General features: G+C 68.0%; 12 protein-coding genes and 5 tRNA genes. 1 reads left to right on the forward strand and 16 read right to left on the reverse strand.

Annotation, left to right across the window (positions count from 1 at the left end):
- Positions 1 to 10: 10 nt before the first annotated feature.
- The 16 genes from M5E06_RS34200 to M5E06_RS34275 form a co-directional block, all read right to left on the reverse strand.
- Complete coding sequence (locus tag M5E06_RS34200) at positions 11 to 1264, reverse strand: patatin-like phospholipase family protein (RefSeq protein WP_252142070.1); 1254 nt, start codon at positions 1262 to 1264, stop codon at positions 11 to 13.
- A 232-nt stretch (positions 1265 to 1496) separates the two neighbouring features.
- A tRNA-Val gene (locus M5E06_RS34205) sits at positions 1497 to 1571 on the reverse strand.
- Between the two features lie 29 nt (positions 1572 to 1600).
- Positions 1601 to 1675, reverse strand: a tRNA-Gly gene (locus tag M5E06_RS34210).
- Positions 1676 to 1679: 4 nt separating this feature from the next.
- A tRNA-Asp gene (locus M5E06_RS34215) sits at positions 1680 to 1756 on the reverse strand.
- Positions 1757 to 1828: 72 nt separating this feature from the next.
- Positions 1829 to 1904 (reverse strand) — tRNA-Ala (locus M5E06_RS34220).
- Positions 1905 to 1942: 38 nt separating this feature from the next.
- Positions 1943 to 2029 (reverse strand) — tRNA-Leu (locus tag M5E06_RS34225).
- Positions 2030 to 2103: 74 nt separating this feature from the next.
- Positions 2104 to 3720 (reverse strand): phospholipase D-like domain-containing protein, encoded by a 1617-nt coding sequence (locus M5E06_RS34230; RefSeq protein WP_252142071.1) that lies wholly within the window; start codon positions 3718 to 3720, stop codon positions 2104 to 2106.
- A gap of 109 nt (positions 3721 to 3829) precedes the next feature.
- Complete coding sequence (locus tag M5E06_RS34235; protein ID WP_252142072.1) at positions 3830 to 4861, reverse strand: aldose epimerase family protein; 1032 nt, start codon at positions 4859 to 4861, stop codon at positions 3830 to 3832.
- Positions 4861 to 5847 (reverse strand): galactofuranose ABC transporter, permease protein YjfF, encoded by a 987-nt coding sequence (gene yjfF / locus M5E06_RS34240; protein ID WP_085091061.1) that lies wholly within the window; start codon positions 5845 to 5847, stop codon positions 4861 to 4863. The genes M5E06_RS34235 and yjfF overlap by 1 nt, the downstream gene beginning before the upstream one ends.
- The gene (locus M5E06_RS34245) at positions 5844 to 6887 is read right to left on the reverse strand and encodes an ABC transporter permease (protein WP_252142073.1); all 1044 of its coding nucleotides are present in this window, start codon (positions 6885 to 6887) and stop codon (positions 5844 to 5846) included. Before M5E06_RS34245 ends, yjfF begins: the two co-directional genes overlap by 4 nt.
- Entirely contained in the window at positions 6884 to 8440 is a 1557-nt protein-coding gene (gene ytfR, locus M5E06_RS34250; RefSeq protein WP_252142074.1) for a galactofuranose ABC transporter, ATP-binding protein YtfR, read from the reverse strand. Before ytfR ends, M5E06_RS34245 begins: the two co-directional genes overlap by 4 nt.
- Positions 8441 to 8577: 137 nt before the next feature.
- Complete coding sequence (gene ytfQ, locus M5E06_RS34255; RefSeq protein WP_109155636.1) at positions 8578 to 9549, reverse strand: galactofuranose ABC transporter, galactofuranose-binding protein YtfQ; 972 nt, start codon at positions 9547 to 9549, stop codon at positions 8578 to 8580.
- Positions 9550 to 9972: 423 nt separating this feature from the next.
- Positions 9973 to 11127, reverse strand: a complete 1155-nt coding sequence (locus M5E06_RS34260) for a porin (RefSeq protein ID WP_252142075.1) — start codon at positions 11125 to 11127, stop codon at positions 9973 to 9975.
- Between the two features lie 178 nt (positions 11128 to 11305).
- Positions 11306 to 12886 (reverse strand): aldehyde dehydrogenase (NADP(+)), encoded by a 1581-nt coding sequence (locus M5E06_RS34265; protein ID WP_252142076.1) that lies wholly within the window; start codon positions 12884 to 12886, stop codon positions 11306 to 11308.
- Between the two features lie 163 nt (positions 12887 to 13049).
- Complete coding sequence (locus tag M5E06_RS34270) at positions 13050 to 13976, reverse strand: dihydrodipicolinate synthase family protein (RefSeq protein WP_252142077.1); 927 nt, start codon at positions 13974 to 13976, stop codon at positions 13050 to 13052.
- A gap of 48 nt (positions 13977 to 14024) precedes the next feature.
- A complete protein-coding gene (locus M5E06_RS34275) occupies positions 14025 to 14906 on the reverse strand; it encodes an SMP-30/gluconolactonase/LRE family protein (protein WP_252142078.1) in 882 nt (293 codons plus the stop codon).
- Between the two features lie 187 nt (positions 14907 to 15093).
- On the opposite strand from M5E06_RS34275, the gene M5E06_RS34280 reads away from it, so the two are divergent.
- On the forward strand, positions 15094 to 16065 hold the full coding sequence (locus tag M5E06_RS34280; RefSeq protein ID WP_252142079.1) for a LysR family transcriptional regulator: 972 nt from the start codon (positions 15094 to 15096) through the stop codon (positions 16063 to 16065).
- Positions 16066 to 16117 lie beyond the last annotated feature (52 nt).

Genomic DNA, 16117 nt, shown 5'->3' on the forward strand with positions numbered 1-16117 from the left:
ATTGGAACGGTCAAGGTCTCGTCGGGATAACCGGACGGTTATAGCCATGGAGATAGCGAAGGCTGCGATGGGTGCCGGGTTCGGCCATGGCAAGACACACCCGAACCTCGCCCGCATTGCCATGCCCACCCGCCTCGAGCAGAGCGACGGCAACCTCATGCACATTCCGGCATGCGCTCTGTAGCAGACTTGGCCGTGTGTCCAATTCATAGATGACGTTGGCCGACGTCAATTGATAAGCCGCATCGACCATCTTTGCCGCCTGATCCGCCCCCAAATCGAAATCCAGAACCCTGACGTCAGTCCTGATCGGTAGGGCGTACAGGCCGTCCGCCGCCCTCTTGTTCAGGATCCCGGCCCCGAAGAGGGCGGCCCGTGTTGCCGCGGCAAGGTTTTGGAACGGCTTCAGAAAGGCCGGCGGACCGCCGGTCTTCCGGCGTTCGTTCTCGACGATTTCGATGGCGATGGTATGGGCGTCGGGATCGAGGGCGCGCTCCTCGTCGAACGTCCAGGCCGGCAGGTTGCTGACCAGACCGCCATCGTAATAGGGAACGCCGGCAATGATCTTGGGACTGAAGATGACCGGAATGGCGATGGAGGCGGCAACCGCATCGGCGACCGCCACCTGCGGCGTGTGCTCCTGCGAAAACAGCGTCAGCTCGCCGCTCTCCAGGTTGGTGGCGACGATCTTCAGCGGTCGGGGCAGATCCCTGAAACAGACCCGGCCTTTAGACCCGACGCTGCGGATCTTCCGGCGCAACGCACGATCCATGTTGATGGTGAAGGTGTCGGTTGAGCACAGCCCGGCGCATAGCCAACGAAAAACGAGGACCGCGACCGCCATCACCGCCAGCATGAACAGCGGCACGCCGAACATAGACGTAAGTCCCCAGGTCTCCCGATCCAGATGCCACCCCACCCAGGCAGAAAACAGCACGAAAAAACTCCCCAGCCCGCCGAGCAGCAGTTTCCAATGGTCCAGGCACCAGCGGAATCCGCGGATTATGCTCCAAGCGTCGCCGAAGAGTTCGGTGGCGCGGCCGAGATGCAGATCCTGCAGGATCGTATGGGAGCCATCCAGCGCGAACAGCTCCTCCGCACGATAGCCGGCGGCAACGAGCGCCGCCAGGATGGCGCCGGCCGACGTGCCCGCCACGCCCAGTATGTGCGGTTCCAGTTCTTCGATGGCATGCAAGGCGCCGACATGCACCAGCCCCTTCGCCCCACCGCCCTCGAAAACCAGAATGGCACGCTTGGACCGCATGTTCCTCGACGCCACCACCACTCTCTCCGCTCGACAGGACGGCACCAATCGGCCCAACGCCGCGACCTTGGTACAGCGGTTGCGACACGCCACCCAAGGAAAAAAGAGAGCAGGGCACTCGGTTCATCGTCTGCCGGTTGCCGGCGCCATGCCGGTCGAGACGTGGATCCCCAAAAACGATGGCCCAAGATGGCGAAGGCCGCCAACCCGTTCCGGTTGGCGGCCTTCAGAATGGTGGTCCCGACTGGGATTGAACCAGTGACCCCTACGATGTCAACGTAGTGCTCTCCCGCTGAGCTACGAGACCACGGGAACCCAAAACTGTCGCTCCAGTAATGGAGCGGGCGAAGGGATTCGAACCCTCGACCCCAACCTTGGCAAGGTTGTGCTCTACCCCTGAGCTACGCCCGCAAAGTGGCGCGAGTGACGGGACTTGAACCCGCGGCCTCCGGCGTGACAGGCCGGCGCTCTAACCAACTGAGCTACACCCGCGCTGAGGAGCGGCGCCTTATACAAGGCTTCACCCCGACAGACAATACCTAAACCTACTCAAACCTTCAGAAGTGGTGGAGCCAAGGAGGATCGAACTCCTGACCTCTACAATGCCATTGTAGCGCTCTCCCAGCTGAGCTATGGCCCCACTATACTTCTGCTACCCTTCACCAACACTTGGAGTGTTGGTGCGCTTGGAGGGAGTCGAACCCCCACGGCCTTTCAGCCACTAGGACCTGAACCTAGCGCGTCTACCAGTTCCGCCACAAGCGCTTTCCCCGCACCGCGTTGGGCGCCGCGGGGAGCGCTTATGTAGCGGGATGGATCGCGGCCCGCAAGCGGAGAATTCACTCGCCGCGAAAATTTTTCCCAAGCCCGTTCCGGCGGGCCAGAAGGGCCAGTCCGACCCCTACCGCCGCGCCCGCTGCGACCCCGGCGCCGATGCGCCATGCCGTCCGGTTCACGTCGCCGAACACCGTCGCGCCGCGCAGGATCGTCTCCGCCATCGGTTCCGGCCGGTCGGGGTCGAGCAGGCGCTCGTCCACCAGCCGGCGTTCCGCTTCGTTCAGCGGCTCCGGTTCCAGCGGGCGGAGCGAGCGGCCGGCCGGGCGCATCAACCGGTCCACCATGGCGGTCAGCGACCCGGCCTCCTCCTCTGTCCGCTCCACCTCCTCCACTTCGACCCCCAGATGCTCGGCCATCAGGCGGGTGCGGACGGAGCGGATGGCGCGGCACACCTCCGGCCGCTCGCCTTGCTGGACCTCGATGGCGAGGTCGCATTCGGTGTCCAGCCCCTGGGAGCGGTTGTTGATGTTGGACGACCCCACCCGCAGCAGCCGGTCGTCGACCACCAGCACCTTGGCATGGACATAGATGCCCTCTCCGCCCTCGGTCACCGGCGACAGGATACGGAAACGCCCGTGCGGATCCTGCTCGCGCAGGCGCTGGACCAGCAGCGAACGGGCGCTGCCCATTGCCTCCTCCTCCACCCAGCCGGGGGTGCGTTCGGGGTTGACCACCACCACCTCCGGCCCGTCGGGTTCCGACAGCCGGGCGGTGATGGCGCCGACGATCTTCTGCGAGGCGAAATACTGGCTTTCCAGATAGATGAAATCGCGCGCGGCGGCGACGGCGGCCAGATAGAGCGCCTCGATCTCGCGGGCACCGCCCTGGGGTCGGTCCGTCATCGGATCGGTGCGGGCGATGGCGACGGGGATGTCGCGGAAGTCCGGCGTCAGGTCCTCGGGCCAGTGCGCCTTGGTCGGCGGCGGCGGGGCCAGCTCCTCGCCGGTGGCGCGGCGCCAGCGCTCCCGCGCCAGGTCGCCCAGCGCCCGCGCGGCCTCTCCGTCGACCGCCGTCGTCACATCGTGGAAGGGGCCGTATGGCTCGCCGCTCGGCCGCACCCGGCGCGGGTCGCCGTCGCGGTGGTCGGGCGTGTCCCAGCGGTCGGTCGTCATGTCGATGCCGCCGCAGAAGGCCAGCGCATCGTCGATGATGGCGATTTTCTGGTGGTGGCAGGCGCCCGGCGGATGGGCGGAATCGAGGCGGAAGCGCAGGCGCCGGCTGGTCATCCAGTCCAGCAGCACCAGCGGAGTCCCGCCGCGGAACGGCATCTTCAGGATCGACAGGTCCCATTTCAGCACATTGATGGTCAGCCCCGGCCGCACCCGGACGATCCAGCTCAGGAAATCGCCCAGTTCGTTCGGCACGCCCGGCATCGGGTCGTCGGGCTCCAGCTTGATCCGGGTGTCGAAATCCCAGCCGATCAGCATCACCGTGTGGCGGGCATTGAGGATGGCCGCCTTGATCCGGGCAAAATAGGCGGCGGCGTCGATGATGACGGCGACCCGATCCGCCTTTTCGATCCGCCAGCAGGTCCGGCCGGGCACCAGAACCGGACCGGCCGGAGTCCGGCCAGCCTGAAACGTGGGGTCTGGGCGGGCGGCGTCCGGCATCGCGGCCATGTCGAGCTTTCCTTCCGGCGTTGTGGAGCGGCATCGCGGGACCGGCAGCGGAACCGCTGCCATGCCCTTCGATGAACCCCACAAGCCGGGGACGGTTCCCCGGTTCCGTTCAGTCCGCCCCGAATCGCAGCCGCATCCGATGGCGGTAGGTTTCACCGGGATCGAGCCGCGCCGACGGGAAATGGCCAATGTTCGGGCTGTTGGGAAAGCGCTGGCTCTCCAGCGCCAGCCCGGCGAAGCGGCGATAGGGCTGCCCGCCCTTCCCCACCATCTTTTCGCTGAGATAGCCGCCGGTATAGACCTGCAAGCCCGGCTGGTCGGTCGCCAGCTCCATCCGCCGGCCCGATGCCGGATGCTCCAACACCGCCACCGGCCGCAGTGCCCCCGCCGGCCCGTCCAGGCACCAGTTGTGGTCGAAGCCGAAACCGCCGACCGCCTCCAATGCCTCGCCCAGTTCCGCCCCGCCGCGCAGGTCGAAGGGTGTGCCGTCCACCGGCCGCACCTCCCCCGTCGGGATCAGGTCGGCGCCGACCGGCGTGGTGAAGCCGCCCTGCACCGTCAGCCGTTGGTCGCGCAAATCGCCCGACGCATGACCCCCGAGGTTCCAATAGCTGTGATGGACAATGTTGACGATGGTCGGCCGGTCGCAGACCGCCGTCATCCGGATTTCCAGCACCCCATCGTCACTCAACTGGTAGCGCGTGCTCGCCGTCAGCGTCCCCGGATAGCCCTGGTCGCCATCCCGAGAGACCAGTGTGAAGGTGATGGCGTTCTCCGCCTCATCAACCTTGGCGTCCCAGATCCGGCGGTCGAACCCTTCCGGCCCACCGTGCAACTGGTTCGGCGGCTCGTTGACGGCCAACTCATGGCGCACCCCGTCGAGCGTGAAGGCCGCCCCGCCGATGCGGTTGCCGTAGCGGCCGCAGGTAGCGCCGAAATAGGCGTCGCTCGCCAGGTAATCGGCCAGCCGGTTGAAGCCCAGCACCACGTCGGCTCTGGTCCCATCGCGGCCGGGCACCAGCATCCGCACCAGCCGGGCGCCATGGGCGATGACGGTCGCCTCCAGCCCGTCGGCGGACAGGGTGAAACCCTCCACCGGCCGCCCCTCGACGGTATCGAACAGGAAACTCTCGATGGGCATCACGCCTCCGCCGGTTCGCCGCCGCGGCCGGCCCAGACCGTCAGCAGACCCTTCTGCAACAGGATGAAGACGAACAGCAGGACACCGATGGCGATCTTGGTCCACCAGCTGCTCAAGGTGCCGTCGAAGGTGATATAGGTCTGGATCAACCCCTGGATCAGCACGCCGACGAAGGTGCCGACGACATAGCCATAGCCGCCGGTCAACTGGGTGCCGCCGATCACCACCGCGGTGATGGTGTCCAGCTCCACCCCCGTCGCCGCCAGCGAATAGCCGGCGCCGGTGTAGAGCGAGAAGACGATCCCCGCCAACCCGGCCAGCAGCCCCGACAGAGCATAGACCGCCACCGTCGTCCGCCCCACCGGCACGCCCATCAGCTCCGCCGACTGCCGGTTGCCGCCCAGCGCGTAGAGGTTGGCGCCGAAGCGGGTCCAGTGCGCCAGCACCACCGCCGCGACCACCACCCCCAGCATCAGCATCGCCGGCAGGCTGAGCTTGCCCCCAGCCCCGAAGCGCAGGGCGATGTCGTTCAGCTCGCCATAGAGCGGATGGTTGATCGGCACCGAATCGGTGGTCAGGACGAAGCCCAACCCACGGGCGATGAACATGCCGGCCAGCGTGACGATGAAGGGCGGCATCTGGAAGACATGGATCACCCCGCCCATCGCCGCGCCGAAGCCGCCGGCGGCGATCAGCGCGACGGCGAAGGCGGCCAGCGGGTGCCAGCCGCCATGCTCGATCAGCACGGCCAGCAGCACGGTGGTGAAGCCGATCACCGCCCCCACCGACAGGTCGATCCCGCCGGACAGGATGACGAAGGTCATGCCGACCGCCGTGATCCCGAGAAAAGCGTTGTCAGTCAACAGGTTGCCTACCACCCGCCAGGAGGCGAAGTTGGGGAACTGCGCCGCGCACAGCAGGAACCCGACCACCAGCACGGCGGTGGTGACGATCAGGGGAAGGAAGCGCTGGAGTGCACTGGTCATGGCTTTGCCCCTCCGCTGGTCGGCGCCACCGGCGGCTTGACTGCGCCCATCGGCCGTGCCCCTTTCGGGCGCGGCAGGAACAGGGTCAGCGTCGGCGATTGCAGCAGCAGGACGACCAGCAGAACGCCCGCCTTGACGATCAGGTTGAATTCCGGCTTGAAGCCGCTCAGCAGGATGCCGGTGTTCATCGCCTGGATGATCAACGCGCCCACCACCGACAGCACCAGTCCGAACCGCCCACCCAGCAGCGACGTGCCGCCGACCACCACCGCCAGGATGGCGTCCAGCTCCAGCCACAGCCCGGCATTGTTGGCATCGGCGCCGCGGATGTCGGCGGTGACGATCAGCCCGGCGACCGCGGCGCACAGCCCGCACCAGACATAGACGGCGACCAGCACCACCGGCGTGTTGACGCCGGCCCCGGCGCTGGACAGCCGGTTGATGCCGACCGCTTCGATCATCAGCCCCAGCGCCGTCGCCCGCACCAGCAGGGCCGTGACCGCCAGCAGCGCGATGGTGATGACCACCGGCATCGGCACGGTCAGGAAGGACCCGCCGCCGATGAAGGCGAGCGCCGGGCTGGTGAAGGTGACGATCTGCCCCTCCGTCACCAGCTGGGCGATGCCGCGCCCGGCGACCATCAGGATCAGGGTGGCGATGATCGGTTGGATGCGCAGCACCGCCACCAGCAGCCCGTTCCACAGCCCGCACAGCAGCCCGGCCGCCAGCGACGCCGCCAGCACCGCCGGCAATCCCCATCCGGCACCGGTCATGGTTGCGGCGACCGCGCCGGAAATCGCCATGACGGCGCCCACCGACAGATCGACGCCGCGGGTGGCGATGACCATCGTCATGCCGATGGCGAGCAGCGCCACCGGGGCGCCGCGGTTCAGCACGTCGATCAGGCTGCCGAACAGCCGGCCGTCCTGCAGGCGAATGGCGAAGAAATCGGGAAACAGCAGCCAATTAGCCAGGAGAACGGCGATCAGCGCGCCATATTGCGGCAGGTTGCGCGACGGGACGGGAGCGGACAGCGTCATTGCCGCACCTCTACACCCGATCCGGCGGCCGGCGTCTCCGACGCGATGGCGGCGACGATACGCTCCACGCTGACCTCCCCTCCCCTCAGTTCCGCCACATGGCGGCGGTCGCGCAGCACGACCACGCGGCGGCTGTAGGCGACGATCTCCTCAAGCTCCGACGACACCACCAGCAGCGCCATGCCGTCGGCGCACAGCCGCTCGATCAGCCGGATGATCTCGGCATGCGCGCCAACGTCGATGCCGCGCGTCGGCTCGTCGAGGATCAGCAGCCGCGGCTCGGTCGCCAGCCAGCGCGCCAGCAGCGCCTTCTGCTGGTTGCCGCCCGACAACAATTGGATCGGCCGTTCGGCGTCCGGCGTGCGGATGTCGAGCAGGCGGATGAAGCGGTCGGCGATCTCCTCCTGCCGGCGGCGCGGGATCGGCTTCAGCCAGCCCTGCCGGGCCTGGAGCGCCAGGATGATGTTCTCCCGCACCGACAGCTCGCCGACGATGCCCTCCTTCTTGCGGTCCTCCGGACAGAAGCCGAAGCCGAGCCGCACGGCGTCGCGCGGCCCCTTCAGCCGCACGGCGCGGCCAGCGACGGTCGCCTCGCCCTGGTCGGCGCGGTCCATGCCGAAGATCAACCGCACCGTCTCGGTCCGGCCGGAGCCCAGCAGCCCCGCCAGCGCCACCACCTCGCCGGGGCGGATGTCGAGGTCGAAGGGCTCGACGCCGCGCGATTTGCCGAATCCCTTGAAGCTGGCCAGCGGCGGACGGCTGTCCACCTCCGCCGGGCCGAGGTCGATGCGGTGCGCCGCCGCCTCCAGCTCCCGCCCCAGCATCATGGCGACGAGGTCGAGGCGCGGCAGCTCGGCCGTCCGCCGCTCGCCCACCAGCCGGCCGTTACGCAGCACGGTGATGCGGTCGCAGACCTCATAGACCTGATCGAGGAAATGGGTGACGAAGACGATGCCGATGCCGCGCGACCGCAGGGTCCGCATCACCTTGAACAGCACCGCCACCTCCTGCGCGTCCAGGCTGGCGGTGGGCTCGTCGAGGATCAGCACCTTGGCCGACATGTCGACCGCCCGTGCGATGGCGATGATCTGCTGCGTCGCCACCGAAAAGCGGCCGAGCGGCGCCGTCACGTCGATCGACAGGCCATAGGGCATCAGAATGGCCCGCGCCCGCCGCCGCATGGCGCCGCGATCGACCAGTCCCCAGCGCATCGGCTGGCGCCCCAGGAACAGGTTTTCCGCCACCGACAGGTTCGGCAGCAGGTTCACCTCCTGATAGACGGTGCCGATGTGCAGGCGCTGCGCCTCCTCCACCCCGCGCGGCGCGATCTCCCGCCCCTCCAGCGCCACACTGCCGCCGTCGCGCTGATAGACGCCGGTCAGCGTCTTGATGAGCGTCGATTTGCCGGCGCCGTTCTCGCCCAGCAGGGCATGGATCTCGCCATGGCGCAGCGTGAAGTCGACGCCGTCGAGCGCCTGGACGCCGAGGAAGGCCTTGGACAGCCCGCGGATCGCCAGCAGAGGCGCGGAAGGGGGAGCGGTGGATGCCGTCATGGCGGACCTCGCCGGAAGCGCAATGAAATATGTGGAGAATCCCCTCTCCCCGCTTTCGGCGGACCAAAGGTCCGCCTGTCGCGTCAGCGCAAACGAAGTTTGCGCGTGAGCGGGGGAGAGGGAGATTTCACCCCCGATCAGTAGGCGTCCTTGCGGCGCTCATACTCTTCCTTGGCGGTGTCGGGCGTGAACAGCTTCGATTCCGTCTGGATCCACTTCGGCGGCATCTTGCCGTCCTTCTTGTAGGCGATCAGCGCGTCGAAGGCCGGGCCGGCCATGTTCGGCGTCAGCTCCACCGTGGCGTTCGCCTCGCCTTCGGACATCGCCTTGAAGATGTCGGGCACGCCGTCGATCGACACGACCAGGATGTCCTGGCCCGGCTTCAGGCCGGCTTCCTTGATCGCCTGGATGGCGCCGACCGCCATGTCATCGTTGTGGGCATAGACGGCGCAGATGCCCTTGCCGCCATTCTCGGCCTTGATGAAGCTCTCCATCACCTCCTTGCCCTTGGCGCGGGTGAAGTCGCCGGACTGGGTGCGGATGATCTTCATCCCCGGATTCTTGGCGACGATCTCGTCGAAGCCCTTCTTGCGGTTGATGGCGGGCGAGGAGCCGACAGTGCCCTGCAACTCCACCACCGCGCATTTGCCGCCGGTCTTCTTGGCCAGCCATTCGCCGGCCACCCGGCCTTCATGCACGGTGTCGGAGGTGACGGCGGTCATGTACAGGCTCTGGTCCTTGGTCTCGATCTGCCGGTCGAGCAGCATGACCGGGATCTTCGCCTCCTTGGCCTCCTTCAGCACCGAATCCCAACCGGTCGCCACCACCGGCGCGATAAAGATCGCGTCGACGCCCTGGGCGACGAAGGAGCGCACGGCCTTGATCTGGTTCTCCTGCTTCTGCTGGGCGTCGGAGATCTTGAGGTCGATCCCGCGCTTCTCGGCTTCCGTCTTGGCGGTCTTCGTCTCGGCCGCGCGCCAGCCCGATTCCGAACCGATCTGCGAGAAGCCGACGACCAGCTTCTTGGCATCGGCGGCCTGGACGGCGCCCAACCCGATGAACAGCGCCGCGGCGGCGGTGGCGGCGGAGATCACCCATTTCCTGGACATCCGTTTCACTCCCTGAGGTTTTATGGCGAGGATTTATTGCGGTGCTTGCTGGATGAAGGCGGGCGACGGGACGGGGCGAGGAATTTTCCTGATCGCAGCCCGGTCCGAAATTGTTCGTCATGCCTACTTTAAGTACACAGAACCATAACTGTCCAATACGATTCTCGACCTGCATGATGCCGAAAAGGATATGGCTGGCGCGGAATCAGGGCCAAACCCAGGTCGAAAAAACGGCCGGGCAGCGCAAGGCCGCCCGGCCGTGAGGTGACCCTGCTCCTGTCCGGAACAGGGCCGACGCACCCGAGGGAGAGCGCGCCGGGACGCAACCGCCGCGGCGGGATGGAGAGCAACACCGCGGGCGGCGCGAAGCCGAAGGAAAAGGGACCAGGACGTCAACCGGCCCCGTATCAGAAAGCGAGGCCCTTAGAAGGCGAGATTCGCCTGGACCAGGAACATGTCGCCCTTGTCGCTGTTGGCGGCGACGTCGGAGCTGAGCTTGAAGTGGTTGTATTCCGGCCCGATGGCGAAGCCGGGGGCGACCACATACTTGGCGCCGACGGTGATCAGCTCGAACTTGGTCCGGCCGCGCACCGTCAGGTCGCCGGCATCCTTGGCGTTCAGGTAACCGACGCCCAGCGTGGTGGGCCCGAAGGTGTACTGCGCGCCCGCGGTCCAGACGTCCTGCTTCTCGCGGCTGACGATGCCGGCGGTGCTGGACTTGGCATAGCCGCTGTCGCCCGACCAGGCATAGCTGCCGCCGACCTTCAGCCCGCCATAGGCCACGGTCAGGCCGGCGTGGGTGGAGGACAGATCGTCGAAGCTCGCCCCGGTGATGCTGGAATCCTTGGCCTTGCCGCCCAGGTAGAACAGGCTGGCATTGACCGCGACACCGCCGAAGCTGTTGGTGTAGGTGCCGCCGACCTCGTAGACGTCGCGATAGGCGCCGGTGCGGTTGGCCGAGGCCAGCGCGAACTTGGAGCGGTTGACGTCGGTGCCGCTGCTGTCCGACGACGGCTGGTAGGAGGCGCCGAGCTTGAAGCCGGCGATCTCCGGCGTCCAGTAGGTGGCGCGGGTGGCGGGGTTACCGGAGATCAGGGCGCGGATGTTGCCGATGGTGACCGGCGAATTGGCCGCGCTGTTGCCGAGCCAGGACGGGAAGGAGCCGTCGACGCCGCCGGTGCCCCAGTCGGACGGGGCGATGATGCCGCTGTCGTCGGACGGGCCGTTCTCCACGCCCATATGCACGGTGCCAAAGCTGCCGTTGACGAACAGGAAGGCGCGGTCATAGCCGGTGGTGCGGGCGTTGCCGGCACCGTTCTCCGCCAGCAGGCGCAAACGGGCGCCGTATTCCAGCCCGTTGTCGGCCTTGGCTTTCGGCGTCACCAGCAGGCGCAGACGGTTGCGGAACTCGGTGGAGCGCAGGCCGGCGTCGCGGTCCTGATCGACATAGCCGGCCTCGAAATAGGCGTCGCCACCGATGACCACGTCGAACTTCGACTGGGCGAAGGCCGGGCCGGCTCCCAGGACGGAGACGAGCGAAAGGGTGGCTGCGCCAAGCAGCAGAGCGGATCTCACCATCAGGGTTTCCTCTTAATGCGGTTTGTTCTTGCTTCGGTACCGTGTGCGGGAGCGGTGCTTCGGCGGCGCGCGGACGCACGCCGTCCCCGGCCGTCGGACCCGGCACGCGGCCGGGCACGACGGTTTGCTCTGCGTCAGCGCTCCCTCTGACGCAGCCGTTGCGGGTTGCTGGTGTCGATCAGTCTTTTCCGAGCGTTCCGTCGATGCGCCGCCACAGCCCCAGCGGGTTGCCGTCGCGCAAGGCCTCGGGCAGCAGGTCGGCGGGAATGTCCTGGTAGCAGACCGGGCGCAGGAAGCGGCGGATCGCCAGCGTGCCGACCGAGGTGCTGCGCGGGTCCGAGGTCGCCGGGAACGGGCCGCCATGCACCATCGCGTGACAGACCTCAACCCCCGTCGGCCAGCCGTTCGCCAGGAGGCGGCCGGCCTTGCGCTCCAGCGTCGGGATCAGACCCGCCACCGCCGCCTTGTCCTCCGCATCCATCTGCAAGGTCGCCGTCAGCTGCCCTTCCAGCTTTTCCGCCACCGCTTTCATCGCCGCCACGTCCGGGCAGCGGATCAGCAGAGAGGCGGCGCCGAAGACCTCCTCCTGCAACTCGGTGTCGGCCAGGAAGGCGTCCGCCGTGGTGGTGAAGAAGGCCGCCTGCGCCTGGTTCGGGCCGCTGCAGGCCAGACCGCGCGCCAGCGCCGTCACCGCGCCGCTGCCGGCCAGCTTGGCGACACCGGCGTCATAGGCGGCGTGGATGCCCGGCGTCAGCATGGTGGACGCCGCACTGCCGCCGAGCGCCGCAACCGCGGCATTGACGAAGCGGTCGAGGTCGGGGCCTTCGACGCCGAGCAGGATGCCGGGGTTGGTGCAGAACTGCCCGGCGCCCATGGTCAGCGAGGCGACGAACGCCTTGCCCAGCCCCTCGGCGCGCGACGCCAGCGCCGCCGGCATCAGGAAGACCGGGTTGATGCTGCTCATTTCGGCATAGACGGGGATCGGCTCCGGCCGCTTGGCCGCCACCTCCATCAGCGCCAGCCCGCCGCGGCGCGAGCCGGTGAAGCCCACCGCCTTGATGCGCGGATCGGCGACCAGCGCCGTGCCGATCTCGTTGCCGGTGCCGAACAGCAGCGAGAAGACGCCTTCGGGCAGGCCACAGGAGGCAACCGCCGCCTGGATGGCGCGGCCGACCAGCTCCGAGGTGCCGGGATGGGCGCCATGGCCCTTCACCACCACCGGGCAGCCGGCGGCGAAGGCCGAGGCGGTGTCGCCGCCGGCCACCGAGAAGGCGAGCGGGAAGTTCGACGCGCCGAACACCGCGACCGGGCCGAGCGGGATGTGGCGCTGGCGGATATCGGCACGCGGCAGCGGGGTGCGCGCCGGCAGCGCCGGGTCGATGCGGGCCTCGATCCAGCTTCCCTCGCGGACGACTTGGGCGAACAGGCGGAGTTGGCCGACGGTGCGGCCGCGTTCGCCCTCCAGCCGGGCGCGCGGCAGGCCGCTTTCGGCCATGGCGCGGGTGATGAGGTCGTCGCCGATGTCGAGGATGTTCTGGGCGACCGCCTCCAGGAAGGTCGCGCGCTGCTCCAGGCCGGTCTCACGGAAGCCGTCGAAGGCGGCCCAGGCTAGGGCGCAGGCGCGCTCCACCTCGGCTGCGCCGCCGCCGTGGAAGACGGGCTCCAGCGCCTCGCCGGTGGCGGGGTCGACGGCGCGGAACTCGCCCTGGCGGCCGCGGTGGGCGCTTGCGCCGATCAGCATCTCGCCGGTGATGGTCATGTGGGGTCTCCTTTGTGGAGGGCGTTTTGCCCCCTCCCTAACCCTCCCCCGCTTCGCGGGAGAGGGGACTGCCGCCGTCCTTTGCTAAACTCCCGCAAAGCTCCTGCCCCCTCTTCCACCGAAGGTGGGGGAGGGATGGGGAGGGGGCACCCGCCGCGACGACCTACCGCCCCCAGCGCAGCACCAGCGGATCGAGCCGCCGCGCCGCGTCCAGCAACCCCTCGCGGCTGATGGGGTGCGGACCCGCCAGCGGGTGGCGCATCGCGTCGGACTTGATGACGCCGCCCTCCTTCATCAGGATCTTCGCGGTGGCGATGCCGCACTGGCGGTTCTCGTGGTTGATCAGCGGCAGCCAGCGCCCATAGGCCGCCACCGCCGCCTCGCGGTCGCCCGCCAGATACGGATCGACGATCTGCCGGATGCCGTCCGGGTAGCCGCCGCCGGTCATCGCCCCCGTCGCCCCGGCGTCGAGGTCGGCCAGCAACGTGATCGCCTCCTCGCCGTCCCACGGCCCCTCGATGGCGTCGCCGCCCAACTCGATCAGCGTGCGCAGCTTGGCCGCCGCCTGCGGCACCTCGATCTTGAAGTAGGAGACCTGCGCGATCTCCCGCGCCATCCGCGCCAGCAGCGGGGCGGACAGCGCGGTGCCGCTGACCGGCGCGTCCTGGATCATGATCGGGATGTCGATGGCGTCCGAAACGCGCTGGAAGAACTCGACGATGCCGGCCTCCGGCACGCGGATGGTGGCGCCGTGGTAGGGCGGCATCACCATCACCATGGCGGCACCCAGATCCTGGGCGCGGCGGCTGCGCTCGGCGCAGGCGCGGGTGCTGAAATGGGTGGTGGTGACGATCACCGGCACCCGGCCGGCGACATGGGCCAGCATCGTCTCCATCAGCACCGTGCGCTCGTCGTCGGTCAGCACGAACTGTTCGGAGAAGTTGGCGAGGATGCACAGGCCACTGGAGCCGGCGTCGATCATGAAGTCGACACAGCGCTTCTGACCGTCGAGGTCCAGCTCTCCCGATTCAGTGAAGATGGTGGGGACGACGGGGAAGACGCCACGATAAGGGCGGGCGCTGGACGGCATGGCAATCGTATCCTTCATCGAATTCCGGCATGAAAATCCGGACAGCGTTCAGCGCGAGGCGGGTCCGAACCCGCAGGCCGGCAGGCCGCGCACGCCGGGATCGCACTCGAACAGCGCACCGGCCAGCGGTTCCTCGTCCCGGCCATGCGCCGCGGTGGTGATGAACATCCGGTCCAGATCGGGACCGGCGAAGACGCAGGAGGTGACGCGGGACACCGGCAGCGCGATCACGCGGTCCAGCGTCCCGTCGGGACGGAAGCGGCTAACGCGCGCGCCGTCCCAATGGGCGATCCACAGCCCGCCCTCGGCATCGCAGGTCATGCCGTCGGGATAGCCGTCGGCCTCGGTGAAGCGGATGTGGACGCGCTTGCCCGACAGGCCGCCATCGGCGCCGATGTCGAAGGCGTAGACCCTCCGCGCCGCGCTGTCGGTGTGGTAGATCGTCCGGCCGTCGGGCGACAGCGCCGGCCCGTTGGCGACGGTATAGCCCTGATCGACCCGCGTGACCGAGCCATCGTGATCGATGCGGTAGAAGCTGCCAGCCGGCGCCTCCTCCGCATCGTCCATGCTGCCGACCCACAGCCGGCCGTCGCGGTCGGCCTTGCCGTCGTTCAGCCGGTTGCCCGGCATGTCCGGCTCGATCCGCGCGATCTCTTCGGCAACCGTCGCCTGCCCCGGCTCCAACCGCAGCCGGACCACCCGGCGCGAGCGCAGCCCGGCGATGAAGCCGTCGCCGTCGGCGCTCTCCACCAGCCAGCAGGCGGCGTCATCCAGATCCCACACTGCCTGCGAGCAATCAGACAGGCCGTGGCGCAGGATGCGGGAGCCGCGGATGTCGACGAAATAGACGGCGTCCTGCCGCGGGGACCAGAGCGGACCTTCCCCCAGCAGCGCCCGAGCTTGCCAGACGCAACGCGCTTCCTGCGCCATACCGCTCGACCCCCTCACCCTGGCGGACCGCCATTCGCCGGCGGCCTTTTCAAAATTTGTTGACGGCCCAAACGATAAGGGGCCTCTTGATAATCGTCCAATATGAAGATCGGCGTTTGCGATATCAAATGTCGTATCCCGGCATTTCCGATCCCGACGCCGCTGCCCGACCGGAGGCATTCCCCCCGTGACCCAGCAACGCTTTTCCCCGAACTGGTTCCAGAAGGCGCGGCTGAAGCTGCGCCATCTCCAGCTGTTCGCGGCGCTCGACGAACACCGCAACCTGCACCGCGCCGCCGCCAGCCTGAACATGTCGCAGCCCGCCGCCTCCAAACTGCTGGGCGACCTGGAGGAAACACTGGGCATCGAGCTGTTCGACCGCCATGGCCGCGGCGTCGAGCCGAACTGGTACGGCAGCCTCATGATCCGCCACGCCCGGATGATCCTCAGCGAGCTGCAGGAGACGGGGGAGGAGCTGAACGCGCTCCTCGCCGGCCACAGCGGCCGGGTGTCGATCGGCACGGTGATGGCCCCGGCGGTGGAGCTGGTGGTGCCGGTCATCAGCAGCCTGACCCGCGAACATCCCAACCTGAAGGTCGCCGTGGCGGTGGAGACCAGCGACGTGCTGGCCGACCGCGTCCATCAGGGGGTGATGGATTTCGCCATCGGCCGCCTGCCCGGCCATTTCGACCCCACCGCCTTCGAATATCAGGAAATCAGCAGCGAGGAGCTGTGCTTCATCTGCCGCGAAGGCAACCCCCTTCTGCAGCTGGGCCGTCCGCTGACCGCCGCCGACCTGTCCGACGCCACCTGGATCCTGCAGCCGGTCGGCACGCTGCTGCGCGACCGGGTGGAGGCGCTGTTCCGGGCCGAAGGCGCCCGGCTGCCGCACCGGGTGATCGAAAGCGCTTCCCCCGTCATCTCGATGGCGATGGTGGCGGAAACCGAGTCGATCACCGTCTTCGCCCGTGCCCTGGCCCAGGTGTTCTCGCCCAGCGGCTGCTGCGAGATCATGCCCTTCCACAAGCGCTTCAGCGTCGAACCCTACGGCATCTTCTGGCTGAAGGACCGGCCGCTGTCGCCGGGTGCCCGCACCGTGCTGTCGGCGGTGCGCGCGGCGTCGGAGCTCAAGATGCGCCTGGTGTCGGCCACCGCCTGAGCGATGTGATGGTCGATACCTAAATGCATATCGATTTGCCGAATAATCATAT

Origin of the sequence: Azospirillum sp. A1-3, from assembly GCF_023806445.1 — a bacterium.
Taxonomy (GTDB): domain Bacteria; phylum Pseudomonadota; class Alphaproteobacteria; order Azospirillales; family Azospirillaceae; genus Azospirillum.